Annotated in this window: 25 protein-coding genes; all 25 read right to left on the bottom strand. The window is 65.2% G+C overall.

The features are described from left to right. Window positions 1–2 precede the first annotated feature (2 nt). On the bottom strand, window positions 3–1,511 hold the full coding sequence (locus tag SSKA14_RS08900; protein ID WP_008265542.1) for a hypothetical protein: 1,509 nt from the start codon (window positions 1,509–1,511) through the stop codon (window positions 3–5). A 17-nt stretch (window positions 1,512–1,528) separates the two neighbouring features. Further along, window positions 1,529–3,442 carry a hypothetical protein gene (locus SSKA14_RS08895; protein ID WP_008265179.1) on the bottom strand — a complete coding sequence of 638 codons (1,914 nt, stop codon included), beginning with the start codon at window positions 3,440–3,442 and terminating at the stop codon, window positions 1,529–1,531. Beyond that, window positions 3,442–4,641, bottom strand: a complete 1,200-nt coding sequence (locus SSKA14_RS08890; protein ID WP_040007359.1) for a hypothetical protein — start codon at window positions 4,639–4,641, stop codon at window positions 3,442–3,444. The genes SSKA14_RS08895 and SSKA14_RS08890 overlap by 1 nt, the downstream gene beginning before the upstream one ends. Next, window positions 4,634–7,345, bottom strand: coding sequence for a hypothetical protein (locus tag SSKA14_RS08885; protein ID WP_008267629.1), 2,712 nt, complete (start codon window positions 7,343–7,345; stop codon window positions 4,634–4,636). The genes SSKA14_RS08890 and SSKA14_RS08885 overlap by 8 nt, the downstream gene beginning before the upstream one ends. A 10-nt stretch (window positions 7,346–7,355) precedes the next feature. Next, a complete protein-coding gene (locus SSKA14_RS08880; protein ID WP_050413359.1) occupies window positions 7,356–7,994 on the bottom strand; it encodes a hypothetical protein in 639 nt (212 codons plus the stop codon). Between the two features lie 93 nt (window positions 7,995–8,087). Beyond that, window positions 8,088–9,257: a hypothetical protein gene (locus SSKA14_RS08875; protein ID WP_040007358.1), complete on the bottom strand. Its 1,170-nt coding sequence runs from the start codon at window positions 9,255–9,257 to the stop codon at window positions 8,088–8,090. Further along, window positions 9,254–12,556 carry a hypothetical protein gene (locus tag SSKA14_RS08870; RefSeq protein WP_008267616.1) on the bottom strand — a complete coding sequence of 1,101 codons (3,303 nt, stop codon included), beginning with the start codon at window positions 12,554–12,556 and terminating at the stop codon, window positions 9,254–9,256. The genes SSKA14_RS08875 and SSKA14_RS08870 overlap by 4 nt, the downstream gene beginning before the upstream one ends. 2 nt (window positions 12,557–12,558) lie before the next feature. Beyond that, window positions 12,559–13,410 carry a hypothetical protein gene (locus SSKA14_RS08865; protein ID WP_008265549.1) on the bottom strand — a complete coding sequence of 284 codons (852 nt, stop codon included), beginning with the start codon at window positions 13,408–13,410 and terminating at the stop codon, window positions 12,559–12,561. Window positions 13,411–13,425: 15 nt separating this feature from the next. Then, a complete protein-coding gene (locus tag SSKA14_RS08860; protein WP_040007356.1) occupies window positions 13,426–13,725 on the bottom strand; it encodes a hypothetical protein in 300 nt (99 codons plus the stop codon). Between the two features lie 10 nt (window positions 13,726–13,735). Beyond that, window positions 13,736–14,149: a hypothetical protein gene (locus SSKA14_RS08855; protein WP_008266645.1), complete on the bottom strand. Its 414-nt coding sequence runs from the start codon at window positions 14,147–14,149 to the stop codon at window positions 13,736–13,738. Between the two features lie 15 nt (window positions 14,150–14,164). Then, window positions 14,165–14,839, bottom strand: a complete 675-nt coding sequence (locus SSKA14_RS08850; protein WP_008265757.1) for a DUF6682 family protein — start codon at window positions 14,837–14,839, stop codon at window positions 14,165–14,167. Between the two features lie 3 nt (window positions 14,840–14,842). Beyond that, window positions 14,843–15,355 carry a hypothetical protein gene (locus SSKA14_RS08845; protein ID WP_008268380.1) on the bottom strand — a complete coding sequence of 171 codons (513 nt, stop codon included), beginning with the start codon at window positions 15,353–15,355 and terminating at the stop codon, window positions 14,843–14,845. A gap of 53 nt (window positions 15,356–15,408) precedes the next feature. Beyond that, window positions 15,409–15,792 (bottom strand): hypothetical protein, encoded by a 384-nt coding sequence (locus SSKA14_RS08840; RefSeq protein WP_008265421.1) that lies wholly within the window; start codon window positions 15,790–15,792, stop codon window positions 15,409–15,411. Window positions 15,793–15,867: 75 nt separating this feature from the next. Further along, the gene (locus SSKA14_RS08835) at window positions 15,868–16,986 is read right to left on the bottom strand and encodes a DUF4043 family protein (protein ID WP_008265674.1); all 1,119 of its coding nucleotides are present in this window, start codon (window positions 16,984–16,986) and stop codon (window positions 15,868–15,870) included. Window positions 16,987–17,203: 217 nt separating this feature from the next. Continuing rightward, window positions 17,204–18,322, bottom strand: coding sequence for a hypothetical protein (locus tag SSKA14_RS08830; RefSeq protein ID WP_008265989.1), 1,119 nt, complete (start codon window positions 18,320–18,322; stop codon window positions 17,204–17,206). An 18-nt stretch (window positions 18,323–18,340) separates the two neighbouring features. Then, on the bottom strand, window positions 18,341–20,431 hold the full coding sequence (locus SSKA14_RS08825) for a hypothetical protein (RefSeq protein WP_008266975.1): 2,091 nt from the start codon (window positions 20,429–20,431) through the stop codon (window positions 18,341–18,343). A gap of 3 nt (window positions 20,432–20,434) precedes the next feature. Then, window positions 20,435–21,871 carry a terminase family protein gene (locus SSKA14_RS08820; protein WP_008266580.1) on the bottom strand — a complete coding sequence of 479 codons (1,437 nt, stop codon included), beginning with the start codon at window positions 21,869–21,871 and terminating at the stop codon, window positions 20,435–20,437. Between the two features lie 3 nt (window positions 21,872–21,874). Beyond that, a complete protein-coding gene (locus SSKA14_RS08815) occupies window positions 21,875–22,570 on the bottom strand; it encodes a terminase small subunit (RefSeq protein ID WP_008268771.1) in 696 nt (231 codons plus the stop codon). Between the two features lie 16 nt (window positions 22,571–22,586). Continuing rightward, on the bottom strand, window positions 22,587–23,168 hold the full coding sequence (locus SSKA14_RS23020; protein WP_008265655.1) for a head fiber protein: 582 nt from the start codon (window positions 23,166–23,168) through the stop codon (window positions 22,587–22,589). Between the two features lie 9 nt (window positions 23,169–23,177). Further along, the gene (locus SSKA14_RS08800; protein ID WP_008264519.1) at window positions 23,178–23,477 is read right to left on the bottom strand and encodes a hypothetical protein; all 300 of its coding nucleotides are present in this window, start codon (window positions 23,475–23,477) and stop codon (window positions 23,178–23,180) included. 3 nt (window positions 23,478–23,480) lie between these two features. Continuing rightward, window positions 23,481–23,783: a hypothetical protein gene (locus SSKA14_RS08795; RefSeq protein WP_040007352.1), complete on the bottom strand. Its 303-nt coding sequence runs from the start codon at window positions 23,781–23,783 to the stop codon at window positions 23,481–23,483. After that, window positions 23,780–24,463, bottom strand: coding sequence for a Gp49 family protein (locus tag SSKA14_RS23015; RefSeq protein WP_050413357.1), 684 nt, complete (start codon window positions 24,461–24,463; stop codon window positions 23,780–23,782). Before SSKA14_RS23015 ends, SSKA14_RS08795 begins: the two co-directional genes overlap by 4 nt. After that, window positions 24,460–24,639, bottom strand: coding sequence for a hypothetical protein (locus tag SSKA14_RS23780; RefSeq protein ID WP_040007350.1), 180 nt, complete (start codon window positions 24,637–24,639; stop codon window positions 24,460–24,462). The genes SSKA14_RS23015 and SSKA14_RS23780 overlap by 4 nt, the downstream gene beginning before the upstream one ends. Beyond that, entirely contained in the window at window positions 24,636–25,010 is a 375-nt protein-coding gene (locus tag SSKA14_RS08780; RefSeq protein ID WP_008268829.1) for a hypothetical protein, read from the bottom strand. Before SSKA14_RS08780 ends, SSKA14_RS23780 begins: the two co-directional genes overlap by 4 nt. Next, window positions 25,007–25,234 (bottom strand): hypothetical protein, encoded by a 228-nt coding sequence (locus SSKA14_RS08775; protein WP_157635931.1) that lies wholly within the window; start codon window positions 25,232–25,234, stop codon window positions 25,007–25,009. Before SSKA14_RS08775 ends, SSKA14_RS08780 begins: the two co-directional genes overlap by 4 nt.

The following is a 25,234-nucleotide window of genomic DNA, read 5'->3' as shown; positions in this document are numbered from 1 at the left end:
GATTATTTCCCCAAGTAGCGGGCCGCTGCGCCAGCGCCGAACGTGGCGTCGAACTGGGCGCGCGTGCCGGGATTGGCTCGCAATTGGGCAATGGCCGCCTCCGGCGGCGTAGGTCCGCCTTGTGGAACCTGATTGCCGCCGAGGAGTGTAGCAATTTGGGCATCCACGTCAGCCAGCGCCGAGGCCTTCTCTTCGGCGCTGAGGCCCAGGGAATCGTTGATGCTCTTGCGCTGCTCGCCGAGGAAGTCGAGTCGCACCTTCGGGGTGATCGCCCCGGCAGCGTCGGCCGCCCCACGGAATGGCTTGCCGTCGGCGCCGGTGATCTGCCGCACGGCGCCATCGTTGGTCAGCCCATAGGCATTTCCATCGGCACCCGTCAGCATGCGAGCCACCTGCTGGCCCTGCTGGTTGCGCTGCGCAATGTCGGCCGCCAGACCCAGCCCGCGAAGCTGCCGATCAGCGCCAGCCTCGGCGGAGCGCGCGGCGAGGCTCGCACCGGCCAGCCCTTCATCGCTGGCAATCTTGGCGGCGTTGTTCGCCATGCTGACCGCGTTGCCCTGCTCCGCCTGGTACTGATCCACCAACGCACGGCGCATGCTCGGGCTGCCGCGCCCCTTGGTCCGCAGGTCCGTGGCCAGCTCGCTCTGCCGCATCGCTGCGCGCCGCTCCGCTTCGCCGGGCATGCCGATCACAGCACCCACCGCGCCGGTACCGGCGGTCCCGGCGCCGACCACGGGCAGGCTGGCGGGCAGTCCGGCAACGGTGCGCGCGTCGAATGCGCCCAGCGTGTTGCGATTCTCGTTCTGGCCAAGGCGGGCTAGGCTCGCGTTGTCGTACACGTTCTCGCCGTGTTCGCCGATGCGCGAGGCAACTCCGCCCGGCTGGCCGTCCAGCGTTCGCATACCCGGCACGAGAGCTTTCGGATCGTCCTTGAGGTAGGGGTTCTCCGGCGCCCCAACCGTGCCATCGTTCACGATCACCGTCGGCCCCTGCGGCGATGCCGCGGCAGCTCCCACCGGGCCAGGCGATGCGCTCGTAGCGCCTGATGCTGCCGGGCTGTCCGCTGAAACGGCGCCCGCCGCTGGCGCGGCCGCCGCTGCGCTCAATCGGGGCAGCGTGACCCGCAGGTTGAGCGGTTTACCGGCATCCGGGTGCTCAGTGCCATTGAAGCCGCTCACTGCGTCCCGAGCGAAGCCGCCAAGCGTGCGGCCGGGTGCCAGAGCGGCGTTGGCCAGGCCTTCGGCTGCCCCCAGCCCCGCATTCACCGTTCGACGGTGCACCTTCTCGGTTTCGTCGGCCCAGGTACGCAGCCCACGGCCGAACCGCGTTCCCGCCGCCGGCGCGGGTGCCGCAGCGGCCGCCGGCTGTCCGGCCGCCGCCTGGAGGGACGGTACCGCGCCGCTGCTCAGGCCCCGGCCTACACGGTAGTCGGCGCCAGTGAGATTTGCCGTCGCTGCAGGCGCGAAGGTGCTGCTGACCTGCGGATAGGGCTTCTGTTGGTCGTTTGCCATGGCGGTTCCTTTCGTGGTTACGAGGCGTCGGCGATCTCGCCGGAATAGTTGTAGCTGCGGCTGACCGAAGTCGAATCGCTGGCACTGCCGCTGCCGCTGATCGATGCGGAGGCATGGATAGCGCTCATCGCGCCGGCGGCCATCTGAGCGGACATCTGGCCCGCCGAGCTCATCGCGTCCTTCAGGGCCAGCGCGACCTGCTGCAAACGTTGCATGCGTGCTTCGAACTGACGGCTGACCACCTCAAAGTACGCGATGTTGTTTCGCACCGATGCCTCTTGGGCGCGCACCCGGATCTCCTCAGCCTGGCCGGCATATCGCATCTGCTCGCCCCACCGCTGAGTATCAGCCGCATAGGTCTGAGCCCGCGCAGTGATCGCGTCCTTTCGCGCTGCGACTACCGCTGTCTGAGACTGCAGTAGGCCCAGGAACTTCCGCACGCTGGCATCCGTGGCGCTCAGCTTCGCCTCGATCACGCGCAGTCTTGAGTTGTTGCGGTCGCTGGCGGCAGACACAGTGGCGGCATAGGCCCGCGCTTCGGCTTCGAAGGCCTGCACCTTGGCCACCTCACCCCGCACCTGAGAGTCGTACACCTCAAACCGGGTCTTTTCGGCACTCAGGCGCGCATCCCAGGCCTCCACATCCACCTTGTAGGCGTCGATCTTGTCGCGCTCGATCTCCGACCGGATCTTTGCCCCCTGCAGCCGGGTACTGAACATGTCGGCCAGCACCTTCACCCCCTCGAGCTGGCTGGTATAAATCCGAACCCTCTGCTCATTGATCGTGCCCTTCAACTGCTCCGCTTCGATCTGCGCACGCAGAATGTCCAGCTTGGCCAACTCCGCACGCAGCCGCGCTTCGAACACCTCCCGCTTGGCTTGGATGCTCTGCAGCCGCAGGCCGAACGCCGCGGCATGGAGGTTGAACTCATCCTTCATTGCACCGAGCATCACCTCGGCGCCTTGGAACGCCCTCTGCGCGGTCTGTTGCCAATGCTGCGACCACATCGATTCCAGGGCAATTCCCTGCGCAACCGCAGTTCGAAGATTCTCAATCGCCCATTCTGCAGCCTTCGAGAACACATCCCGGCTGTGACCATTGGCATTCAGCGCCGCCTGTTCCCGGACAGCGTTCACCTGCTCCACAAGCATGCCCGGCGGCATGGTGTACCCACGTGCCGCCCAGTCATCAGCCGCCGCGCTGATCGCCTTACGCGCGGTCGCATCCTCCCGCTCCACTGCGGCCGCCCATAGCGCGTCCTGCACCGCCTGTGGCATCGCGAAACCGCCGGCGAGCATCTGCTTGATGCTGGCCGACAGTTCGTTGAGGGCCATCGGTGAATACTCCTGCTCCTGCCAGTCGAACCGCAGGCTCGGAACATCGGTATTGAACGTGGGCACCTCCTCCACATCGAACGGTGGAATGTCCACCTGTGGCACGGGCGGCAACGTGAGCGCTTCCAGCGAGGGCGCCGCAGGCAACGTCAGATCAGGCTCAACCGGCAACTCGACCGGGTTCACCGCCGGCCGCTCGGGGGCGGCGCCAGGGTTCAGCGGCGCCGGAGTAGCCGGCATCACCGGCAAGCCAACGCTCGGCTGGAACGGGCCAGGATCATCGAGATCAAGATCATCGATAAGGTGCAGCAGATCCTCGTAGGGCGGCGGCACAACCTCCCCCACCTCCCCCAGCAAGTTCGGATCGGGCGGGGTAAAGGTCGGCATATCGCCAACAACGACCTCACTGGGCCGTATATCCGGTGGCGTCAGCTCCTGCGCCGGCGTCCAGCGTCCAAGGTTGTGGATGCTGGTTTCGGTCCGGCCCAGCCATTCGCCGGCCGCACCCATCATGTATTCCATGGCGTTGTTGACGTTCCGAATGGCCTCCTGATAGGCATTCTTCGTGTCATTCGACGGTGCGATAGAGTTGTCCATCAAACCCTCCTCTGGCCGGCGCTATCGAGCACCGACACGCTGTCAATCGTGAAATCAGCACCGGCCTTGTTGCCGATGGTCGCCTGCCAGTAGCGAGACTTCAGGCCTCGCCCCAACTTCGCCCGCTGGGGCGCCAGGTCTTCAGCCAGGCGCGGCTCGAAATCGTAGGTGTAGAACACAGGCACGCCCTTGGGGGCGGCATCCACCGTCAACTGCAACCGTCCATCGGTGGTTGCGCCGGCATACACCGTCCGCATCGTCGCCGTTTGCTCGCCGGTCAGGGCCTGCTTGCCAGTCCGCACGTGCGCATTGATCGGCAGCCCGAAGTCGTTCTCGCCTTCAAGGCGAAACAGTCCGGCATCGCCGGCGCCGTACAACACGCCGTCAATCACCGCCAGCGAATTCATCGGCAGATCGGTGTAGCGGCTCATGGCCCAGGTGTCGGTGTTAGCAGTCCAGCCCGTGGTCATCCCGACGCGCCGCGCGGTATGCCCATCCCCGGCCGGCATCGGCGGCGATGGCAGATATCGCTCATCACCCCATCCAGCGTCTACCAGCAGTCCGCGAGGCCGCCCAATGCCGGTGAACTGGTCGGCCAACACGCCGCGCTCGCGGATGAACACGATCGCATTGGCCTCCGCCGAGAGGATCTCACCGAGTCGCCCAGCATCGGCCAGGAGCGCGCTACGCGCTGCAGTGAAGAGCTCGCCCCAATGACCAAGCTCGGCCAAGGCTCCGGTGCGGGCGCTTGAATACCGCTCCCCCCCCTTGGCGATGTCCGAAAGCATTGCGGACGGCGATCCGGTCGGCACGTACTGCTCAGAAAACGCACCGCGCTCCTGCACCGCCAGGCGGCTGTTGCCGCCGTACGATTCTCCCCAAGCGCCGGCGTCCGACATCGTGACCGACCGCCGCGTCATCCACCGCTCGCCGATCCTTCCACGGTCTAGCAGCAGCGCTTCGGGCAAGGCGACCGGTCGGTAGACCTCCTGCCAAACCCCGGCCTCAGCAAGCCCCAGAGTTCGAATTCCAATGTAGCTCTCGAGCACCATGGCAGAGTCGCGTAGCGACACGGACAGGCCGAAGGAGTATGCCTCTACCGCGCTTCCAGCGTCGGTCAGCAAGTCATTCCTCGCGATCAGCCACTGCTCGGAATGGTAGATCCCGTCTTCCAGCATCAGGCACTGATGTTCAGCCACCGTCGATTACTCCGATGTAGGTGAGGGGGCGGCTCTCCATGCCTGGATACTGCGGTACACCCACCGCTCGGCTTCCGCCGTTGAGATTCAGGCCATACCGCGCAGACGTGGCCTCGCCCAGGCAGTTGTAGGTCGCTTCGATGTACTGGGTCAGGTTGGTATCCACCGTCGGTGACGGGGTAGCCCAAAGGCCGAACCCCAGCCCCTCCTCGCGGTGCGTGCGTATCTGCCCCAAAGTCGAGCTGCTGATCCACCAGACCTCGTACTCGCCTCCCGGCGGTGACAACTCCCTCACCGGCACGGGGAGAGGGGGCTCAGGGACGGAGTACGCCAGTGAAGTCGCATGCTCCCCGCCCGAAAGCCACGGTCCCTCATCGGCGGCATCGCCGCAGTCGTAGGGGCTGTAGCTGTTGCCGTCGTGCCAGGCCGTGCCGGCGAGCCAGTTGTAGTGCGCGTGGCGGACGCCGGGCGTGCACACAGTGCGCTGAGTCACCGGACCGTAGCCAGTCGGATGCTGTTCGAGGCGTATCCAGTAGCTGGTACCGGGTTCCTCACCCTCGCTCGGCGGCCAGCCTACGCCGCTTGACCACTCGCCGCCCGACCACGGAGCGCGGTTCCGCCAATGCTCGTAGTGGTGCGGGTCAAGCAGATAGCGATACTCGTGCTGCACCTCACGCTCGGTGCCGGCGTGGCCGCGGCGCCAGGCATAGTAGTAGCTCTCGCGATCGCCGAAGGGTACCGCCACGCCGCTACCCAAGTCCGGGAACGAAACGCGCCGCACCTCGGTACGGCGAAGGAATCGTTTGGTGCGCGTCACGGAGCCCTCATTCGCATAGGGCGGTCCAAAGTCAATGACATCGACGCTCGAGTATCCGAGGTCTTTGCTCTCAATATGGGTGTCGACGGTACCCGCAGGAAGCTCCTCACGGTGGTCGAAATCGTTCGTGTAGAACATCATTGGGATGCGTCGCGTTCCCGCCTCGTCATGTGCGCGCCATTGGCCGACGTACATGCAGTCTTCAAAGTCGCTGGTGTTCTGCGCTGGTGCGCTTGATTCCCGAACCCAGTAGAACTTGACCCATTTCAGGTCGTTCCCTGCGAAGAAAACATGCATGGTCGTGTGGCAGAGGGCCGGCTGCTCCGCCAATCGCGACGCAGGCTGCATGGAGTGCGAAACCAGGTGACCCAGCATCGTTTCAGGAAACCTGATGATGTTTCCGTTGTCCTGCTTGGCCGCCGGCGAGAACCACAGGAAGCCCTCGCTCACCCTGCTCACTCGAGCGCTACCCACCGCAATAGGCTCCAAAGCCAGCGCATCGACGTATCGAAACACCGCCTCATCGGTACCGATTGCCAGGGCGCGCTGCTTTGCTGACATGCGCGTAGCCTTCCAGATTGCCGCGTCAATTCGATCCGGGAACAAACCAGCATCGCGCATCCGCTCGAGGCGCTTCAACAGCGGGCTATCAGCCGTTTCCTTGACCGGCCGGACCGCGCCGATCTGCAAGCTGATGGCGTAGTGAACCCCGCGTTGCAGGTCATCGTCCCCAAAGCGCCAGGCTGTATTGTGCGCTTCGTCGCCACGCAGATTGAACGCCCAGCCCATATCCGATGAGTAGGGACTGTGACGGTAAAATTCAGCTAGATCCGCTCGTGCTGCGAGGCGCACAACCCGTCCCGCACGGATCCATGATTCCAGTGATCCTGCTTTGGGGAACGGCTCGCCTGTCGGGAAGCCTCCGAACTGCTCAATGAGGTGGAGCGCGTCAACGTCTCCACGCTGCTCGAGCAGCTCACGGAACGTGCTGCTCAACGTGGCGTCATGCAGCGGCAGTGGCATCGCGATCACTCCCGCACTGCCACTGATCTCCACCAACCACCAGCGGCCATCCGCTGCCCGCGTCAGGCCGTGCGTGCGGTAGAACTTCCAGTCGTAGCGAACCTGCAGCCCCTCGTTGGCCACCTCCGTGAGGTATGTGGACGTGGATCGGGATGATGGCGGTGTACCACCGTCCACGTCGGTCTGCGCTGGCCCACTACGGATCTTCTCGTACAGGCTGATTTCCCGCCCGCGCGACTGCCCATCTTTCGCGGGGGGCAGACGGCGCTGGCGGCCGAAGCCCATCAGTGCCTGTACAAGCCCCCGCATCGCACCCGAGTACATGGTCGGGCGCAGCAGCGTGTACTGCGAATAGACGCGCTCGGCCGCCTGTCCGCTTGTTGCAGGGTTGCGCAACTCGGGGAAGCCCTGCAGCGGCTCCACAGCCAGGCGCTCGAACTCCTGATAACCATAGGAAGGAACCTGCACCTTCTTCCCCCACAGGCTATAGGTTTCCGCGCAACGCAAGGTGGGATGAAATTGAGAGAGCACCCGTCGACTGTCACCCTCCCAGCGCGAAGCGGACTCGATGTACCCGTTGCGAATGACCCCGGAAACAAAGTCCGGAATGACATTGCGCTCCACCTCGACTTCGCCCACCGAGGGCGCGTACCCGGCGACGATATGCACCGCGGCCATGCCGCCGCCCAGTATCACGTAGCAGTAGCTGTCGTCGTCCAGAACCTGGTAATCGCGCAGGACGTTCAAGCCACCCAGCCGCTGGCGCTCCTGGGCATTGCGCAGGAGCTGCAGGCCCTTCGGCAGAAAGGCCTGCGCACGTTCCTTGTCGCCGCTGTAGACGACGCGGGCGGGCCCGTAGCGCATGGGGCTCACATCAACCGGTCAGGCTGGTCTGGTAGCCCAGTTCGAACACCTCGCCGTTGTACAGCTCGCGCTCATTGCTGAAACGCGCCGCCGACCACAACGTGCCATCGGTGCCGCCACGAACATCGCTGGAAACGAGCATGCCGCACGTGACCTTGATGCTGGTCGCACACACGATGTTGAACTGCGCTTTGTTGGCCACGTTGCTGATGACGTTCGCGGCAGGCGCAGCAGGGTTCCACTTCGGCCGAGTGGTATTGCTCCAGCCCTCCGTCGTGGAGGTGATCTCGCCCAGTGTCGAGGCGAAGTTGGCGGCAGTCAGGCCCGCGCCCGGATTGGCCGCACCGTTGCCCATCGTCAGGTACCAGGCCGGGATCTTGGCATCGGTGAAGAACATGACACCCAACGCCTTCATGATTCCCTGATCGACCAGCAGGTTGTGGTCAACCGTGTAGTCGTCATCACGCCCGACGACCCGATGGAAGTAGGCGTTGCGCAGCACCTTGTCATCAAAGACCACGATGCCTTCCGGCGTGACCCGGAAGTTGCCCTGGCGCAGTGCGTCTGCAAGGTGGCGATCCCAGCGCCGCAACCAGTTGCGCATCTTCTTGGTGGCGGTATGGATCAACGGTTCGAGCTTCGAAGTCATGGCGGTTTCCTTGGTGGATTTATGGTGTGACATGTGGAACCTTGCAGCCACAACAATGGCCGGGCCCATGCCCAGCCATCGACTGCAATCGTACTACGCGACTGCGGCGACGACGCGTCGTCCGTGAACGCACAGGGCGCCTGCAGCGTGGATCAGACCGGTAATCCGATCTGCCTGCAGCTCGATCACAGCCCCATCCTCAGTTCCGAGCACGTAGCCGTTGGGCGCCAGCCATACGGCCATCCGTTGGCCGGGCTGTTCAGTGCGCAGTGCCCCGGACGTGACCACAGCAACAGCGCCCTCGATCGGCGCCAGCGCGCCCGTCATGTCCTGGGACCACTCGCGAGGACGGGGCCCTCGCAGGACTATGACACCTGCGCTCGTCCCTACAAACACGGCCCTCCCGACGGCAGCAAGCATCGTGATTCGGTGCGGGAACTGCACGAAACCGTGCCGCGGCGAATGCAGGCCGTAGCGGAGGGGTTCGCTGAACCGGAGCACGTTTCCGTGCGCTACTAGCAGATAGCCTTGGAACGAGGCGACATGCTGCCCTGGGGGCATGCGACGCAGGTTTCGGGTGTCTGCGGCGGCGTCGAGCCCGCCGTTGCCCAGGTGGTAGCTTGGGAAGCCGAGCGGGATCTCAGCCGCTCGGTACAGCTCCTCGCCGTTCGGATGGGTCCGGTAGATACGTAGGGCCGTAGCATCGCCCGCAGTCGGCAGCGCGGACAGGATGATTCCGCCTCCGTCGGGCACGTCTACGAACCGCAGCGATGAAAGGCCTCCCTCACCCTGATCGGAGACAAAGGCCACAGCGACGCCGTAGCGCCCCATGCGCATGCCTCCAGACTCACCTGCAGAAGCTGCCGGCGGAGGCGCATCAGGGACTCCGAGGGGCGCTGCGCGGCCGTTTTTGACGCGCAGCAATGTCGTCCGATTTCCCACAATCACGTCCCCATTGACCTCTGCATAGGTACATGGGTCGGCACTATTCAGCAGCGCGATCGGTTGCAGGTCGGGGGCAGAAAGCAGCTCTGCCCCAGCGGCCACGAACGCCCCGGCGTTTCCGGACCAGATGCTGTGGAGGTCCGCGCGCGCATGTACCAAGCGTGCGCCACGGCGCCGCCCAGGCCTGCCGTCTCGGTCAATGTCGACGTTCGCGGCATCGACCAGCGCAACCTGCCGCCCCTCCTCGTCTCGCTTGAGCGTGCTGGACGCGCTCACGTTGTCCATTCCCAGCGGCCACGGGCCGAGCGGAGTAGTCATGGGCTCACCTGTCCTGTGTCAATTTTCGGAATCCCTACTCGGCCGTGTGCGCTTCCCTGCGCGGCCATTGCCTTATTGCCGCACCAGCGTGCGATGGCGGTCGGCACTCCTACTGCGTCTGCCCGGAATGTGTGGGGCGCGACGGGACGGCCAACTCTCGGCGCGCCGACCGTGCCGGCAAACCCGGCGGCACGCACCCCGCGCAGAATGATCGCGTTCCCGCTCGCTCCCATATCGGTACCGTGGACCTTGGCGTGCCCGGCCTCCCACCGATCGATGTCTCCGAATTCGCCGGCCTGCAACCCGCTTGGGCGCAGAATGGAGGTGCTCGCCAGCAGCGGAACGCCGCTTCCACCTGCCGCCAGCGCTCGGGGCCAGACGTAGCGTGTACCCATGCTGATCGACGGCCAACCCACGCTGCCGGCAGGCCCGACCGAAGCGCTGACAACCCGCCCGGTGCGGCGCACACGCATGCGCGCCGCGAAGTGGCCTGGCGTGTACTCAGCTACCGCCCCGTCTCCAAATCCGGCTGGCGACACGGAGCGAATCGCGTTGCTGACCCATGGCAATCCGTAAACCGCCATGTCCGCGCCCTGCGCGTTGAACGGCGGGTATGCGTGGCTTACCCAGTGCGATCGCCGCGGCCATGATGGCGCCGCCGGCGAGCTGATCGTGAAGCTGTCCCAGCCGCGCCCCAGCAGTTGGCGATGGAAGAGCTGGACCTCGGAAAGCCCGAAGCTGAGCCCGACGATCCCAGATGGCTTGGCCGTTCGGGGCCCATAGTCGGCCTCGATGATGATGGCCCTGCCGAACTCTGCCTGGTCCTTGCCAACGGCTTCCACGACACCACCCGCGTTCACCTTCGGGAATCCGAAACGCTGGAATCGGCTGCCCTCCATCCGAATGTACTGGGGATTGACCCGAAGCGCTGGGATTCCCAGCGCCCCTGCATTGACACCTACAGCAGTGACCGCCCGATGGAAATGGCTCACGCCAGCTTGGCCCCACACCGGACGCTCCGTGGTGAGCTGGCCGTTGGCATTAAACAGACTGTAGAAATCCATGATGTGGCCCAGCTCGTTCCAATGGCCGGTGCTATAGGGATAGCCTCGCGGAGCCCACACGTAGCGCGGCCCAACGTCTGCAACAGGAGGAACCGGCGCGACCACACCCACCGGCGCGATGGTCCGCCAGGCATTGAGGGAGGGAGTTCCGAACTGGTTACCACCGATTTCGCGAGGCGGTGGGATGCCAATGGGCGCTATGCCCATGTACTCGAGCAGTTGCATGCCGTACTGGGTAGCGATGAAGCCTTCCGGCCGGATCGCATTCTCGCGCACGATCGGCGTACCTACCCTGCGCTCACCGCTGTCCCACCCAACCACACCGAGCGTTCTCGTTGCAGGTGGATCCGGAAACACATTGCGGACAGCATGCGTTTGCGAAATCGGCCGCGGTGCAATGCCACCGGGTAACACTGGCTGCCGCCGGTCCTTTACGACATGTGTACCGAAGGCCTGGGCGTTGAATCCCTGCATGTCGAAGGATCGCCACCGGTGATAGATCCGTGCGTCGCCCCAAAGAGTGGCCACTGCCCCCATCTGTTTCAGCTCTGGGGTGACGTTGCGCACGGTATTGCTGCCCATCTGGTTTGCCGGCGGCAGAACCGCCCAGGCAGCGATGATGTTGAAGCGCTGGTGCAGCGTGGCCAACCCGTGACGGAACGAAGCCCAGCCTTCAGCCTTCACCGTTCGCTGTAGGTGCTGCACAACCGCCGCTCCGAAAGGCGGCGGGTTGGGCAGCGAGAACGCGGCTACTGCACGAACCCGGAACGACACCATTCCCCTGCCGAACGCGGATTGGTCTACGCCCACGTGGCGGAACCACTGGCGGTTGCTCCACACCGGCCCGTGCTGACCGAAGACCTCAGTTCGCCAGCCTGCAGGAGCTACCACGCGCGCCGCGTTGTAGACGATGTTCCCCAGCGGGCTGCCCCACGCCAGTGAATCCCCACCTCGCGGCCTTACACTGCGGATCCGGTCCGCTACCAGCGTCATGCCCCACCGCGCCATGTCCTGATCCGGCAGGGTCCGGACGACCCGCGCCTTGTTGGCCACTGAAGGTCCACCCATCACCGCATGAATGCGCCCTTCCGTGCGCACCAGCTTGTTCCGGTTGTCCACGCGGGTGAAGGATCCGAACACCCCGCCATCGCTGGGGGAAGGTGCGAATAGCTGCAGAATCACCTGCAGCCTGTTGATGACCTCACCGCGGCCGAAGCGCTCCGGTTCACTGGGGCCGCCATCCATCCAACCAATCGGCTGCGCATGCTGGACGAAATTTTCCACCCGGTGCAGCGGGATAGGTGGCGGCGCCATACCGCGTCCAGCCACGTCTACGATCACACGCGGGACGTGCACCTCGTGAGTTCCCACGCGGCCTGGCAGGATCCCTTCGGGCATCACATCGTGGTTGAAGTCCAATCGGGCGTTGCCATAGCGCGTCGCGACAAACCACAGCGGAAACACCTGACGCTCGAAGAACCAGGCAACGGCACTGCCAAACGCGGCGGAGGTGATACCGCGATTGGAAAGGTCGATCCAACGAACTCCTCCTGCGAGGGTATGCGTGCCCCACAGCGTGGCCACCAGCCCGGCCGGCGTGATCCGTCGAATACCCAGGCTCACCCAGTGCTCACCGAACCCGCGGAAGGCATTCAGGCCAGCCGGTCGCACCTCTTGGTTGAAGTTGAATACCGTCGGCCGGCCGATGCCGCTCGGGGGGATGCCTACCGGAAAGGCCTGTGGGAAGCCGTTGACGACCAACGGCCGGCCGTAGCGGGACTGATCGGCGCCTGCAGGTCGCACGTAGGCCAGATGGTTCCGAACCACGCCAGCGCCGACAGTGCCTGCGAGGAACCCGGCAGGGCCAACATGCATCTGCTGGTTGCGCACCAGCGGCTGCCCCAACACGGTGAAGACCTCACCGCCAGGGAAGATGCCCAGATCCACCCCACCGATGGGCTGGAACGAGAGCGGAACATCGTTGCTGGGTGGACCGATATAGCCTGGCAGCGTAGTGCTGAAGTCGAGATCAACTCGAACCTTCGGGTCGGGCAGGACGGTACGCACCACCGTCGCCCCGCTCGGCATCGGTAGTCGACCGATGCCCCACGGAGAAACCGTGCCAGGCGGTGGATTCGGCAGCGGCCCGCCGTAACCGAGATCGAGAACACGGCTGTCCGCCGGGATGTATCCGGTCGGAAGTGTGTCAAATCGGAGTTCGACCTCGGTGGCCATGGTTACTGCAGTACGACGCGATCAGCGATCACTGCGTTGGTCAGTGGTGCGACCTCATCGTCCAGCGCAATCACGTACATCACTTTTCCAGGCAGCAGCGAAACGTCGATCGAGTAGCGGCCATCCGTGCCGCTCATTCCTCGACCAACGACACTCCCCGTCTCTCGTTCATGAATCACTACACGGCGTGCCGCCGGCGCACCTGCTTGGTCAACCACCGTGCCTGATACGGCTCCCCCTCGAGTGGTCATCTGGATCAGGTAACGCTGGCCACGCGGAATGGTCCCAACGTCCGCAACCGAAACCACGCTGGTGCCGGCGAACACCACAGCTTTTACGGTTACACCTGCGGCGGCCGCAGTGTTGTCCACAGCAACTTCGACACGCTTTCCAGCCACGGCTCGAGCTACGAACTTGACCCCCTCACCCGTGCGGTTGTAGCTGCCGCGGAACAGGCCAACAACGGAATTTCGAATTCCCGAGAACTCGGAGAGACCCGAGTCAAGGCCTGTCGGGTGGTAGATGAGCGCCACCCGGCGTCCCGTGTCCATGCTTTGGTACCGGTTGATGCCGTTCGAGGCAAGATTCGCGGTAAAGGACGTGCCGGCGCCGAAGTACAGCGGAGTAACCTCGATGCCGCCTTCATACGCCACCGATAGCGAGTCGCGACCGCCAGGCCAGAGAGCTGGAGCATCGATCAACGAAATGCCGTCGTCTCCACCAATTGCCGTGTACGGAGTCGGATTTACCACGTCGGCCGCCCACTGGCTGAAGATCGCATCGAGCGTTCGCTCCTCCAACGTGAAGTCAATCATGGTGAAATGCTGATCGCTGATGGGCACCAGTACAGGCATATTCCAACTCCTCTGTTACGCCACGCCGAACGGGCTTTCGCTGCACCAGCAGCCTTTCTCTGCATGCCAAGCGATGTAGCGATCCAGCCACCGCTGCAGCTCCCCGCGAGCTTGCGCATGCGCGGTCCGCTCTATTGCATAGCGCTCTGCATCCAAGCCGACATGGTTCGGCTCCCGCTCGGCGACGTACATCTGGTACGGCGGCAACCGGCAGAGAGCAGCCAAATCGAGCGCAGAGGCAAGCTCTGCTCCCATTGCGCCAAAGGCGGCGATACCGCCGGGCGCGAGTGACTGGGTTGGCGGCTTCTGGCTCATCTCTGCGCCCTCACAGCTTGAAGATGCGGTTCGTACCGTTGTCCCAGGTAACGATGATGTCGCCCCCGTTGGGGGTGATGGGCAAGCCGGTGGCGGTGTCGATGTAGGCGATCAGCGGGCTGGTGCCTTCGGTACCGGTGTCGGCGTAGAGCACCAGCGCCTCAATGCTCGGGCCGGTCACGCTCGAGAACGTGATATCCGCCGCGTCCGCCGCGCCACCGGTCGTTGTCTTGCTCGTCAGCGTTACGCCGCTGGCGGTGCCTACACGCGCCGAGGTCGGGATATCCGACAGGAACTCATGCGTGGTGAAGTTCGCAGTGTATGCGCCGGTGTCCACCAAGATGCACTTGATGGTATCGCTCAGCCAGTTGAACTGGCCCTCGAGGAAGCGCTGCCGGCCCTTATCGTAGAGGGTATTTGCCATGGTGATGCTCCAGGTTTAGCGGATGCCGCCGTAGGTAGTGGTGACGCGCTTGCGTTCGCGGTGCTTGCGCATCACGTCCGCCGTGTCTCGGGTGCCGAATGTGCGCTCGAACTGTGCGAGCGCCAGGCCGGCCTTCTGCTGGTCTTCGGCGTCGGCCTCTGGCCGCGACCACTGCCGATAGAGCATCCAGTCCACCAGTCCCGCGTGATGGACAGTGCGGATCTCAGGAGTGTCATCGTCGGCTGCCATTTCCTTCAGCGGGAAGCGGTAGACCGCGAGCTGCAGCGTTCCTTCGCCGCTGGGGGTGGGCCACATGCGCAGGTGATCGCGCCCGTCATCCGCCAGCACCTTCGGGCGGCTCGCTGATTTCCGTCGCCAATCGGGGTGTTCACGGATCCAATCCAACCCGGTCAGGTCAAGCTCGAACTCGCGGCCGTCCGCGCGGATGAAACTGGCCGCCTCAATCCAGTGCACCAGCTCGCCCAGCTCCACCCGCTCCTGTCCGGGTTGAACGTCGTAGGTGGTCACGCCGGGCCGCGGCGCGTCATCGAACAGGAGGCGCGCGCGGACGCATGCCTCCCGCACGGCCTCGTTGGCGTATCCGATCAGGGTGGTGCCCTCCGCGAAGAAGGGCACCACCTCGTCATCGGCCCGCCGCCGGTATTCGGCGATCAAGGCAGCCAGGTTCATGGCTTACTGGCCAGCGCCCGGCGCACCGTCGGCACCAGCACCGGCGCCGGCGCCGGCTTCACGCTGCTGGCCAACCTGCGCACCACTGCCGTCCGGGCCTGCAACACCGGCCGCCTCCGCAGCCTTGCGCGCAGCTTCTTCCTGCTGGGCCTCTTCCACCATGGAATTCCATTCCTCCAGCACGAGGCCCTTGTCCGCGCGGAAGCCGCATTCCTTGCTGACGATGTTGATGTTCGGTGCGCCGCTGCCGGTGAAGTCGCCCTCGCCGTTGCGCTCCACCATCAGGATCAACGCCTTCCGGATCTTGGCGCGCTCATCCAGCGGGGTGACGGCATTCGGACCGGCGACGGCCGGCTCGAGGGTTCGCGTCCGGATCGTGGTCTGGTCGCATTCGCAGCCCTTCGTCAGCGCCTCCTGGTGGAACATCTCCTGCAGGGGCTGCCAGTCGGGACCGACAAGGGTGACGTGTCCGCTGGACAGGGCCAGGCGCACGCCATCGGGGTGACGGAATTTCATGGTGGTGACTCCGAAGTGGTAGAGAGAGGGCCGCCCGAAGGCGGCCCCGTGGATTAGCCGTAGATTTCGTCGCCGCCGCCGACGACGACGTACTCGGCGATGGCCAGTGCGCGGCCAGCGGTGGCAGCGGTACCGGTCTGCGCCAGCGAGAAGGTCAGCGTGCCGCCTTCCGCGTAGTGCTTCGGAGCGTTGGCGGTCGTTTCGCTGCCGATGGACTTCAAGTCCACGGCATCAGCGAACTTGGTCGTGCCGTCGCTGATGGTGGCCGTCGCGGTGGTGCCGCTGTTGAACGCGACCACGGTCAGCAGCGCCACCGCAGTGATGATCGCGCCCTGCGGCAGCTTGACGGTGATCTCGTTGCCGGCGCCGATGTTCTTGACGCCCAGGTCGATCACGACCTTGCGCCCGAACTGGGTGTCGCTCTGCGTCTTGCTCATTGGATGTACCTCTCAGACGTTGGGATGAAGCATCGGCCCTTTCGGGCCGATGGTGTCTCATGTGGAACCTTCAGGTCACAGCGCGTGGTCGATCGCCATGATGCCGAAGTCCTCGACGCTGCCGCCGTCGTAGGAGCTGGGGAACTGCGGCTTCAGCCAGCCACCCATCTTGGCGATGGAGATACCCTGGCGATTGCCATAGTCCATGGTCTCTTCGTCCCAGTCCGGTGCACCCAGGTCGGCCAGGGCCAGGCCCTGCGCGCCCAGCAGCAGCGAGCGGGTACCGTCGACCGTGCCCGCGTTGCCCCACTTGTTGCTGTTGGCCGCACCGGTGGTGCTGAAGGTGCGGGTGTACGGGTGGATCACCAGCCCGTTCATGGTCACGACGGCGCCCGAGAAAATCTTGTTGGCCTCGCCGCGCACGTCGCCACCGACCAGGCACTGGCGGAAGTCGGAATCACGGTACAGGTGCGCCATCGTCTCTTCGTGCACCAGCAGGATGTAGTAATCCTTGCCACCGATGTTCAGCGGGGTGATGCGCTTCATCTTGGCTTTGGCCTTGATGGACGGCAGCATGGCGTAGGCCGGCTTGTCGTCGGCCACGATCGCGCTGGTATCGCCAGCCACCAGGCCCAGCGTCTTCGAGTAGCGGAAGTGGCGATTCTTGCTCGGCGGGCGGATGTCGGCCGCATAGTCCAGGTCGGTCCACGGATCCTGGCCTTCCGGGGTGACACGCGGGCTGCCATCGGTGTTCAGGCCGTAGCTGATACCGGAAGCGGTCAGGATGGCCTGGTCTTCCCACGAATCGGCCAGCCACTCGGACAGCGAGCGACGCGCCGGGCGGCGGAACTGGATCACCGACTTCTGTTCGGCCAGCTTGCCCTTGTTGACCACACCATTGCGGATCTGGTCGAAGTTCACACGCTGCCAGTGCGCCTCGAGGGTGCGCTCGCGACCCTTCAGGCGGTTGTCGCCGACGGTACCGCCGCCGGTCATGCGCGAAATCAGGTGGAAGAACGCGCCGGCTTCGCCCTTGCTGTTCTTGGACAGCTCGGTGATGTGCTCGATCGCGCCCGAGCCTTCCTTGCCCAGCAGCTTGGTGAAGAAGAACTTGTCGGTCATCTCCTCGTACGCCTTCAGGCGGTACGCGAGCTTCTTTTGCGGCTCCATCGAGCCAAAGTCAGTTGCACCCATGGTGGGTTCTCCCTGCGGGGTTCATCAGTCGGAATGGGGAAATGTCTGGACTGACCTGTTCGCCGGTCGCCGCGAAGCGCAGCCATGGATCGGGGCTGCGAGCCGTGGGGTACCCACCCTTGGGACGCGATTGGTAACGCAGCTCGCGTGCTGCGAAGCACCTGCTCGGTGAGCGAGCCGCGCGTGGGGCGCGGCACCCTTTTCCCACTGCTGAACCCTACAGCTCGCCGTCCAGCAGCTCAGCACGCTGAGCCTGGGACAGCTTCTTGAAGTCACCCGGCTTCAACTCTTCCAGATTAACCTTGCCGGCCAGTGCGCCGCTACCCATGCCACCGGTCGGCAGCGGCGGAGTTCCCGATGCTGCCGCCGCGGCGCGGGCAGCAGCGACTGCGCGCGGGTCGACGTTGGCGGCGCCAGCACCGGCGGAACCGCCAGCACCACCAGCACCAGCCGGATTCCAGTTGAACGCCTCGTGCGCCTGCTTGCGCACGGTATCCAGCAGCGCATCATCGCTGAGGCGCTTCGTCGGATCCTGCTCGGCGTCGAGCTGCGCCATCAGGGAGGCCACCGCCTGCCGGCGGATCGGGTTGGCCAGGAAGTCCGCATTCTCGGCCTCCCACTTCTGCACCTTGCCGTTCCAGGACTGCAGATCGGCCTCCTGCTGCTGGCGGATCGTGTCCTGTCGCTGCGCTTCCTGCAGCTCATGGAAACGCAGGGTCGCGCGGTGCTCGGCCTCGGCCACAACCAGCGCGTCGCGCTGCTCGTTGTACTCGTCCGTATCGATGTCGCCGGCGTCCCACTTCTCCCGCAGGCTCTGCTTTTCCACAGCGAAGTCACGATCTGCCGGCCGCTGGCTGACAGATGGCTTCTGTGCCTTGAACTGCTTGAGTTCTTCGCGAGTCTCGCGAAGCTCCTTCAACACGCCGTTGAAGGCAGCCCGGTCGACGGGCTTCGAGTCATCCTCCTGGCCGGCCGCACCGGCGTCGCCGCCTTCGCTGCCAGCGGCACCGGCACCACCCTCGGCGCCAGCACCTGCCGCTCCTGCGGCCGCACCGCTGCCGGCTTCCCCGCCACCACCTTCGGCACCCGCAGCGCCGGCGGCTGCATCACCTTCGCCGCCAGCAGCACCAGCGGCGGCGGCAGCGGCGGCAGCGGCCGCATCGGGATCATCAGTGCCAGCTCCGGCAGCGCCAGCGGCGCCCTCAGTGCCAGCAGCGGCCTGGCCGGCGTCGTCGGTGTCGCCTGCATCGTCATCGATGGAGGCCAGCAGGCTCTGGCGGGTGGCCTCATCCATGTTGTTCGGGTGGGTGCTGTCGTCGGGGATCTGCGTGCTCATAGGGTGGTGACTCCTGGGTTATTGGATCGGCTGCTGGGACTGCATGCCGGCGGTGATGCCCGCCTCCGGGTTGTCCGGGGTGAGCGGATGGGTAGATGCCGGCGGCAGCGCCTCGGGCTCGGGCAGGGCGCCCGGCGCCGGCTGCGGCACGATCGGCGCCGCGTCTTGGTCTTTGAATCCGCTGGACCGCAGCAGCGCGTCGGCAATCTCGGCGGTCTGCGGGATCGCGGTGATGATCTCGGCCGTGCGCAGCGCGCTGAACTGCGCCTCGACGGCCTTTCCAACGGCCGTGTTGTCGGCCAGGCGCGCCTGCGCCCGTTTCAGCTCGGCCTCGGCTTCGGCGACCGGATCCGCCTTGCCCTGCGCCTCGCGCAGCGCATTGGCGATCTCGGTCTTGTCCGCCAGCGTCGAAGCCTTGAGGATGAACTGCGGCGGAATCTGGACACCCATCTTCGAGACGATCCGCTCCATCTGCTCGAGCTGGCCGTTGTCGAAGGTGACCGCATAGGGCTGCTCGCTGACCTCTACGTCGTACTCGCCGATGGTCAGGTCGTTGAGGATCGTGCCGTCGTCCTGCGGCATGTTCAGCAGCAGCGGGATGCGCCGCTCCACGCCGTACTCGTCAGGCTCGGCAATCCGGATGACGCGCGGCGCGGTGTAGAAGCGCTGGACCAGCTTGAGCGTGCGCTCGGCGAGCATCTGCCGGGTGCGGCTCAGGTTGTCCAGGGCAATGCCGAGCGCCTGCTGCGCGGCGAACTGGCGCGACTGGATGGCAATGCCGCTCATGTCTGCACTGCCCTGCCCCATCGCAGACTCATTCACCGCCGTGACCGTCTGCATGTTCCGCTGCAGGAAGTCGATCATGTTCTCGATGCCGCGCGGCGGCTGGTTGGGCTCGATCTTCTGGAACGGCTGGGTGCCCGGCTTCCGCAGCAGGACCAGGCCCGTTTCGCCACCGCGCGAGGTGAACTCCTCGTCGGTCATGTTCTCGAGCGAGTTGGCCTCGCCCTGCCAGCCGCCGTTGGCGCTGGCGTTGACGATGTGCGCGTACTGGCTCACGAACTTGTTGATGAGATCCTGTACCTGCGCGGCATTGTCGAGCATGCCGACCGTCTTGCCCCGACGGAAATAGGGGAAGTACGGGATCACCGTGAAGTGGTCGTAGGGCGACAGCTTGTCGTAGACGCACACCTCTGGTGCGCACACCTGCCACCGCACGCGGCGGATGCGCCGGCGCATCACGTGAACGCCCTGCTCGATCAGCCAGCCGATCAGCTCGGGCTCGAAGCCCTCGATGATGCGAAGGTCACCGGTCGCTGGCCACTTCGCCACCAGCGTCTGCTGGTACTCGTGGCTCTGGCGGTCCACCACCCTGTAGCGGCGCCAGGTTCCCTCCTCCCCGTACCAGCCCATGTTCATCGCGTAGCTCGGCGGCATGTTGCCGAACGCGTCGCGCATCATCCCCTGCTCGTCGCCCCAGTTGTTGTGGACGTAGGCCATGGATGAGTCGCGGATCTCGTCCGCCGCGTCCTTGCCGTAGTTCTGCTCGATCTGCGAGTGCGTGAGCCAACGAGTGATGCTGCAATCGGCCCAACTGTCCGGGTTGTAGGACGTTGCATCAGGATCCGGCAGCACGTCGCGCGGATCGAAGGTGGTCAGACTGACCTCGCCCTCGTCGTTGTCGTCGTAGTTCATGCGCAGGTCCAGGTAACCGCGCTGCTGGATCAGACCGTCGAGGAACGAGTCTGTCTCGTGGAACCGGTACTGGGTATTGCCCAGGGCGTGCTTGATGACCTTCGAAATTACCTTGGCGCGCTGCTCATCGGCCTGGCCGCCCTTGGGCAGGTAGGCCATGTCCACACGGTTCTGGATCTGGTAGCCGACGGCAGCGTTCACTGCCTGCATGCACATGTTGACCTCGACCGCAGGCCGTCCATCAGCCTCGACCTCCTGCCGGATGGAGGGATCCCATTGCCGCCCCGCGCCGAGGTAGTAGTCGTCCAGCCGCGTCGCGGTGGCCATGAAGTCCTCATGTCCGCGCTTGTAGCACTCGTCCAGCCGCCAGAACACGTCGCGGGCGGTGTCGCGGTTCTTCGTTACGTCGCTCATCGGTCAGCGGCTCATGTAGCTGCGGCCCTTGGTCTTGGCCGCGAGTAGGCGCCGCTTCCAGTCGCCCGAATCCTTCGTGATGATCGCGGCGGGGTTGTATCCCTGCGCGTACTGACGGAAGGCGTCGGCGTAGTTGGAGTGGCTGTCGTGGATCGGCTCGTCAGTGAACGCGCCGATGGCTTTGTTGAATCGCTTCCGGTAGGCGGCCAGCGAGGCCAGGCCATCCGCGCATTCCTCCTCATCGAACCAGCAGCCTGCGAATGCGGCTCGGGTCTGGTTGATGCCGACCAGAACGTGGTCAACGCGCGGCACGATCTCGAAGCTCTGCCCGGCCATCTGCTCGCGCAGGAGCTGGATCATGGTCTTGCCCGTCTGCAGGGAGGTGTTGGCCGCGTCGTGCGGCACGTAGTGCTTCCCGTAGACGTACCCGCGCTCGGTGCCCAGCTCCTGCAGGTACCGGGTGTAGTGCGAGATGTCGTAGCCGCTGTTCTGGTACGCGTGGATGAAGCGGTTCGTGAGCCCGATCTGCTGGTGGAACCAGATCGAATTGAAGTCGTTGTAGCCGAGATCCCAGAACGTGTTGACCGGTACGCCTGGTACGAACGGCACCTTGCCGATGCGCTGCTGCGCACGGGCCGCCTGCAGCTCGCGGAAGTAGAACGCACCCTCGACGCGGTTGCCGCTCCACCGACCGGCCAGCAGCGCATCGCGCTCCTCCGGGGGCAGCATCATCAGCGTCTCGCGGTAGCCGGTGCCGCGCAGGTGCTTGTTGTCGGTCAGCTTCGCCGGGATGAATCGGCGGGTGAAGGTTCTCGGCACCTCACGATAGCCGCCCTCGCCGTCCTCCTCTTCGAACATCATGGAGACCGGCAGGCACGTCGGCCCGCCGTCCTCCTCGATACCCCACCGTTCCATCACCCAGCGCTGGCCCACGCCATCGGGGTTGGTGGTGCCGCGCATGTACCTGGGCAGATCCCGCGCCGTGGTGCGGTTGCGGCTCATCAGGTAGAGGTAGCAGGTCGCGGTGGGCCACAGGGTCAGCTCATCGAACCCGATGTAGTTCCATGCGCGGCCTCGATACTTGAACCGGTCATTGTCGGCGTTGAGATAGCCGAACTCGACCATGCCGCCCCACGGCGTCTTCCAGCGGTGCTCGATCTTGTCGTAGTGAGCGCCCTCGATGAACTGCGGGTACAGCTCGTGTGACCGGTCGATGAGGTCTTTCAGCTCCGGGAAGCTGCGGCGGAACAGGATGCCGCGGTGCTGCGGGTGCTGGGGGCCGTTCCAAGGCAGACACCATGCGTCGATCAGCAGCGAATCCGACTTGCCGCCGCCGGCAGCGCCGCCGTACAGCACCTCGTAGTCGTCGCAGGCCAGAAAATCGGACTGCTTTGGCGTGGGCTGCCACACGATGTCCTCGGCGGGGTAGTCGAGGCTCACGGCTCAGCCCTGCTGTGCCAGCGATTGCACCCGGCGAACCATGAATGCCGGCGCGTTTCCCTTGCGCTGCGGCTGCTCGAGGCGCTGCGCGGAGCCCTCGATCGCATCCTGCAGGCCTGCCGACTGGCCCTGCCCCGTCTTCGCCGGCACCACCACCACGCCGACGCGGTGGGTGTGCTCCACCTTCTTCTTCTTGTCCGGGAACGCATCGATGAGCTGCAGCGCTGTGCGCAGCGCCGCATGCTTGTCGGCGAACTTGATCTTGTTGGTGACGCCGATCTTCTCGCGCGCGTCGCCCACACCGGCGTACAGGTCGATCTGCTGCACCTCCGCGATCATCGCGCCCGCATCCTTGGGCCACTCGTGCGGCGGCAGCAGCGCGCCATCCTCACCGAACAGCGCTGCAGGGTCGCCGAATGCCAGCTTGGCCAGCTCCGCCATGCAGCGCTCGAAGGTGATCTCCGCCGTCCGCACCACGGAGCCGACCAGGTAGTCGTGCACGATCCGGACATCCGGGTTCGCAGCGAACTGCGAAGCATTGGCCTTGGCCGTCTTCTCGGCATACCCGGCCTTCAATGCTGCCTCCGTCTGGCTCCCTGCCATCGGCAAGGCGAGCGCGAACGCCTTGAGCTTCCCGCCCAGCCGCTTGTACGCCTCGATCACCTGCGCAGGTGCACCGGCCAGTACGTCCGTGCTCACGTCGATCCTATGCCGATCAGGTCGCCAGCGCGCCCGAACCACGCAGAGACGCCATCAAGGCCTTGACCTGCGCCACGACATCCGTCTCGCTCGTGGGATCAGCAACGGCCACGCCAATCTTTACACCGCCGATGGCTACGCCTGCAGCCGGCAGTGAATAGGCGTTGGCATTCGCTGCGATGCCATCCAGCTTGGCCTTGTCGGCGCCGGACATGAAGCCGGCAGCAGCAGTGGTGGCGGCGCCATGGGTGTGGTTGCCAGCCGCTGCAGTGGTCGCAGTCGTGCCAATGGCCAGATTGGACGTGCCGGTACCCGCACCAATGGCAGTGCGCGCTGCGGCCTGGTCGGCGGCCGTCAACACCTGCTTGCCGACCGTGCTGGCGTCGGTGATGTTGTCGGCAGTGATCGGCAGAGTGCCACCGCCACCGCCGCCACCAGCAACGTCGCCCTTCACCATGGCCTGGGCGAAGTGCTTCTGGCTCACGTCAACGGCAATGCTGCCGAAGGGCAGCAGGCCGGCGGCCGCAGCGGCCTTCACCTTGGCGGTCAGGCCCTCGGGGGTGTCCGATACCAGGATCGTGTAGTCGTCAAGCGCCATGGGGCGTCCTCATTTCAGGTGGATGATTCCGGCCTTGTCCAGCCGCTGCAGGCACTGGACGCATGCGCCGCGGCGGACCTCGCAGGTCTGCAGCTTGCCGATCAGGGTGGGCACAACCTCCCCACCCAGCTCGTCCCACGCCTCGGCGTTGTTGGGGTCTGCCTCCCACCGCACGCCGGCGTCACCGTTAACCGTGCACGGCAGGAGGCAGATTTCGTTGCACTGCGCCGGCACCGGGCGCGTGATCCGGCCGCAGCCGGCCAGCAGCGCCGCGACGGCGATGGCGATGGCGATAAGCGCAGTGCGCATGGCTCAGTCCTGGCTCTCGCCGGCGGCACCGGCGGTGATGATCGGGGTGATGGTGGCCACCTGCCGGTCAATCTCGGCCAGCACGTCCTGACCGAGCATGCTGATGCTGATTTCGTCCGGCTGGTCGCCCTCCTCCACCCAGCCAAGGTCAGCAAGACGCTGCACCTGCTCTGCGCTGAGCGTGGTTTCCCCGCTCTCGGCGAACTGGGCGTCCAGCGTCACGAGCGCTACTACGTCCTCACGGCCGGCGCTGATGCCGGTGGCTGCGAGGGACGGCGGCGCGCACGGCGGCGAGGGAGCGCTCACGCGTCACCTGCCTTCTTGGCCTGGCCAACCTGGTACGGCATCCACTCGGCGCGGTGACCGGCGGCGCAGCACTCATCGCCCGGCTGCACCATCTGCACGTCACGGACGGGGAAGGCATTGCCTGCATGGTCGACTACGCGCAGGTTCACCAGCCGGTCGCCGTGGACGTAGACGATGGTTGCATCCAGGGGCTGCTGCAGGCCGGCGTCGTAATCGCTGGCCGGGAACGTCTGCATGCCGGCCGGCCACATGCCGCCACCTGGGTAGAACCACACCTTGCGGCCCACGGTCGGCTTGATGACCTTCGGCATATCAACGTCGCCGGAGAAGCTGTAGCCGGCGCCAGCAGCAGCCATCGTGCCAGCCGCGAGCGCAGCACTGCGGACAGAGGTGAGCTGATCGCGTCGACGGAACCCCAGCAGCGGCCAGCACTGGTCGATGGCCTCCTCGCGAGCTGCTGCACGCCCGAGCGCTTCATCGAAGTCCGCCGGATCGATGGCCCCGTAGTTCACGCCGATCACCTTGCATCCGTTGCGAAGGATCAGCACGCACAGCGTTACCTGGTTGAGCGCACTGTAGTGCTCCTTCGTCAGGTAGTTGTTGCTGAACGCGCCGGCGCCGCTGGCGTAGAACTCGTCAACGATCTCGGCCTCGATCTCGGCCAAGGTGACGCGGCTCACAGCAGCACCTCGAGTGCCAGCACGAGGGCCAGCAGTGCGAGGGAGCGATAGAACCATGCCTTCGCCTTGGCTTCCTTGGCCTGCGCGGCCAGGTTGGCAATGCTGGCTTCGGTGCGGGCGATTTCCAGCTCCTGCTCGAGGTACTGGGGTTGGAACTGACGGGTCTGCGGGGTCACGGTGACGACTCCTGATTGGTTGCGCCGCTGAGGGCGCGGTTGATCGCATCCACGCGCTGCTGGCCGGGAGCGCACTGCTCCGGCAACGGCTGCTTGGCTGCGATGGATCGGTATTCGATGCGGACGCGCTGGCCGCGATCAGCGATGCGCTCGAGGTCGGCCATCAGCTTCGCGTCGTCGCGTGTGCGCTGTTCGGCCATGCCGGTGACTGCGCGCAGGCTGGCCGATAGCGCCTCGTTCTCGAGCCGCATCGGTGCCGTCATGGCGCGGTAGGCCTGCCAGATGTTGAGGGAGGCCAGCACCAGACACAGCGCGGCGAGGATCGCCACCCACTTCCATGCAGCCCACCAGGCCTCGATGCGCGCGATCATTTGCTGAACACCGTGGCGATCTTGAACAGCAGCCCGGTGATGAACGACGACAGGCCGCCGACCATCAGCAGCGTCTTCCAGCTCCCGCGCGCCTCGGTGAGCACGTCATGGATCTCCTGCACCTGGGCCTGCATTTCCTTCTGCTGCTGCACCAGCGTGGTGATCTGCTCTCCCTGAGCCTTGATCGTTGCTTCCATTCGGCCCATGTCGCGGTGGATCTGCAT

This window comes from Stenotrophomonas sp. SKA14 (genome assembly GCF_000158575.1).
GTDB classification, from domain to species: Bacteria; Pseudomonadota; Gammaproteobacteria; order Xanthomonadales; family Xanthomonadaceae; genus Stenotrophomonas; species Stenotrophomonas forensis.
Note: the sequence above shows the minus strand (reverse complement) of the source record. Positions and strands in the feature narration are given on the sequence as shown.

Excerpts from the sequence above, each read along its gene's own strand:
- SSKA14_RS08780 (WP_008268829.1), bottom strand. The coding sequence starts at position 25,010 with ATGATCGCGCGCATCGAGGCCTGGTGGGCTGCATGGAAGTGGGTGGCG.
- SSKA14_RS08865 (WP_008265549.1), bottom strand. The coding sequence starts at position 13,410 with ATGCCTGTACTGGTGCCCATCAGCGATCAGCATTTCACCATGATTGAC.
- SSKA14_RS08875 (WP_040007358.1), bottom strand. The coding sequence starts at position 9,257 with ATGACTACTCCGCTCGGCCCGTGGCCGCTGGGAATGGACAACGTGAGC.
- SSKA14_RS08845 (WP_008268380.1), bottom strand. The coding sequence starts at position 15,355 with ATGAAATTCCGTCACCCCGATGGCGTGCGCCTGGCCCTGTCCAGCGGA.
- SSKA14_RS08835 (WP_008265674.1), bottom strand. The coding sequence starts at position 16,986 with ATGGGTGCAACTGACTTTGGCTCGATGGAGCCGCAAAAGAAGCTCGCG.
- SSKA14_RS08870 (WP_008267616.1), bottom strand. The coding sequence starts at position 12,556 with ATGGCCACCGAGGTCGAACTCCGATTTGACACACTTCCGACCGGATAC.
- SSKA14_RS08895 (WP_008265179.1), bottom strand. The coding sequence starts at position 3,442 with ATGGACAACTCTATCGCACCGTCGAATGACACGAAGAATGCCTATCAG.
- SSKA14_RS23020 (WP_008265655.1), bottom strand. The coding sequence starts at position 23,168 with ATGGCGCTTGACGACTACACGATCCTGGTATCGGACACCCCCGAGGGC.
- SSKA14_RS08860 (WP_040007356.1), bottom strand. The coding sequence starts at position 13,725 with ATGAGCCAGAAGCCGCCAACCCAGTCACTCGCGCCCGGCGGTATCGCC.
- SSKA14_RS08825 (WP_008266975.1), bottom strand. The coding sequence starts at position 20,431 with ATGAGCGACGTAACGAAGAACCGCGACACCGCCCGCGACGTGTTCTGG.
- SSKA14_RS08850 (WP_008265757.1), bottom strand. The coding sequence starts at position 14,839 with ATGAACCTGGCTGCCTTGATCGCCGAATACCGGCGGCGGGCCGATGAC.
- SSKA14_RS08775 (WP_157635931.1), bottom strand. The coding sequence starts at position 25,234 with ATGCAGATCCACCGCGACATGGGCCGAATGGAAGCAACGATCAAGGCT.
- SSKA14_RS08885 (WP_008267629.1), bottom strand. The coding sequence starts at position 7,345 with ATGCGCTACGGGCCCGCCCGCGTCGTCTACAGCGGCGACAAGGAACGT.
- SSKA14_RS08830 (WP_008265989.1), bottom strand. The coding sequence starts at position 18,322 with ATGAGCACGCAGATCCCCGACGACAGCACCCACCCGAACAACATGGAT.
- SSKA14_RS08855 (WP_008266645.1), bottom strand. The coding sequence starts at position 14,149 with ATGGCAAATACCCTCTACGATAAGGGCCGGCAGCGCTTCCTCGAGGGC.
- SSKA14_RS08840 (WP_008265421.1), bottom strand. The coding sequence starts at position 15,792 with ATGAGCAAGACGCAGAGCGACACCCAGTTCGGGCGCAAGGTCGTGATC.
- SSKA14_RS08800 (WP_008264519.1), bottom strand. The coding sequence starts at position 23,477 with ATGCGCACTGCGCTTATCGCCATCGCCATCGCCGTCGCGGCGCTGCTG.
- SSKA14_RS08880 (WP_050413359.1), bottom strand. The coding sequence starts at position 7,994 with ATGACTTCGAAGCTCGAACCGTTGATCCATACCGCCACCAAGAAGATG.
- SSKA14_RS08900 (WP_008265542.1), bottom strand. The coding sequence starts at position 1,511 with ATGGCAAACGACCAACAGAAGCCCTATCCGCAGGTCAGCAGCACCTTC.